The following is a 1,513-nucleotide window of genomic DNA, read 5'->3' as shown; positions in this document are numbered from 1 at the left end:
GGGCAAATCATCGCAATTGCCGGCCGATGACGGTCGAAGCCATAGACACGCGCGCAATTTTTCGTTCAAAGTGCGCGCCAAGCCGGTCATGAAAACCGGCGCGGGAGCAGGGTTTGGCCACCGATGACGTGGCCGATCCTCGCGACAAGGACAGGGCGAAAATCCGGACATGGTCACGATACAAGTCAGCAACCTGATCGATTTTGTCGCCGAGGTCTTCACCCATTCGGAATCGTCGCCCGAAGAGGCGCGGCGGATCGCGACCTATCTCACCACGGCCAATCTCACCGGCCATGACAGCCACGGCGTGATCCGGGTGCCGGTCTATATCAGGTGGAAGAAAATGGGCTCGGTGGTCCCCGACCAGACTGTCGCACTCGTGGTCGATACGCCGTCGCTGGCGGTGGTCGATGGCAAATTCGGCTACGGGCAAACGGTGACGCCGCAGGCGGTCAGGATCGGCATCGAGAAATGCAGGAAGGCGGGGCTATCAGCGGTGGCGCTGCGCAACGCCGGGCATATCGGCCGGGTCGGCGACTGGGCGGAAATGGCCGCCGCCGAAGGGCTGGTATCGGTCCACTTCGTCAACGCCGCGGGCTCGCTGCTGGTGGCGCCCTATGGCGGCGTCGAGAAGCGGCTGTCGACCGCGCCCTATTGCGTCGGCATTCCGCGCCAGGGACAGGATCCGATCGTGCTCGATTTCGCCACCTCGATCGTCGCCGAAGGCAAGGTGCTGGTCGCCAGCCGCGGCGGCAAGAAATTGCCAAAGGGCGCGCTGATCGATGCCGACGGCACGTTGAGCGAAGACCCGGCCGTGCTGTACGGGCCGCACACGGCGGAAGGGCCGCGCGACCACACCAAGGGCACCGGCGCGATCCGCGCCTTCGGCGAGCACAAGGGCTCGGGGCTGGCGTTCATCTGCGAATTGCTCGGCGGCGCGCTGACGGGGACCGGCGCGACCGCGCCGGACCGCCGCTTCGCCAACGGCATGTTCGCGGTTTATGTCGACCCCAAGGTGGTCGATACCAGCCATTTCTTCGACGGCGAGATCTCGCGCTATGTCGACTTCATCAGGGCGACCAAGACGGTCTCCGGCGTCGATGCCGTGCTGATCCCCGGCGATCCCGAGCGGAAAATGCGCGCCGACCGCACCAAAAACGGCGTGCCCTTGCCGGACGATACCTGGGCCGCAATCGTCAATACCGCCCGCGAGGTCGGCGTCAGCGAGGTCAGCATCCAAAGGGCAACGGCTTGATTTGCACCGTCATTGCGAGGAGCGTAGCGACGACCGCGTCCGCCGAAGCTCTATGAGCGAAGGCGGAAGCAATCCATAGCTGCCGGAAAGAAAGACTGGATTGCTTCGCTGCGCTCGCAATGACGACAAAGTTTGCACAACAGGGAAGGAACGCAGAGTGGCTAATAACGTCAAGAAAGTCTGGGCCTCGGGCAAGGCCGTGGTGAACGCCTGGCTGGCGATCCCGTCGGGATTCTCCGCCGAGGTGATCGCGCAATG

1 protein-coding gene and 1 pseudogene are annotated in these 1,513 nt (G+C 64.0%); both read left to right on the top strand.

Annotated features, from left to right (window positions below; all coding sequences use genetic code 11):
• The first annotated feature begins 169 nt into the window (after positions 1–169).
• The gene (locus WCE35_RS20770) at positions 170–1,255 is read left to right on the top strand and encodes a malate/lactate/ureidoglycolate dehydrogenase (protein ID WP_424595193.1); all 1,086 of its coding nucleotides are present in this window, start codon (positions 170–172) and stop codon (positions 1,253–1,255) included.
• Between the two features lie 157 nt (positions 1,256–1,412).
• A pseudogene (locus WCE35_RS20765) lies at positions 1,413–1,513 on the top strand (2,4-dihydroxyhept-2-ene-1,7-dioic acid aldolase); the annotation flags it as partial.

Source organism: Bradyrhizobium sp., from assembly GCF_049691595.1.
Taxonomy (GTDB): domain Bacteria; phylum Pseudomonadota; class Alphaproteobacteria; order Rhizobiales; family Xanthobacteraceae; genus Bradyrhizobium.
Note: the sequence above shows the minus strand (reverse complement) of the source record. Positions and strands in the feature narration are given on the sequence as shown.

Excerpts from the sequence above, each read along its gene's own strand:
- WCE35_RS20770 (WP_424595193.1), top strand. The coding sequence starts at position 170 with ATGGTCACGATACAAGTCAGCAACCTGATCGATTTTGTCGCCGAGGTC.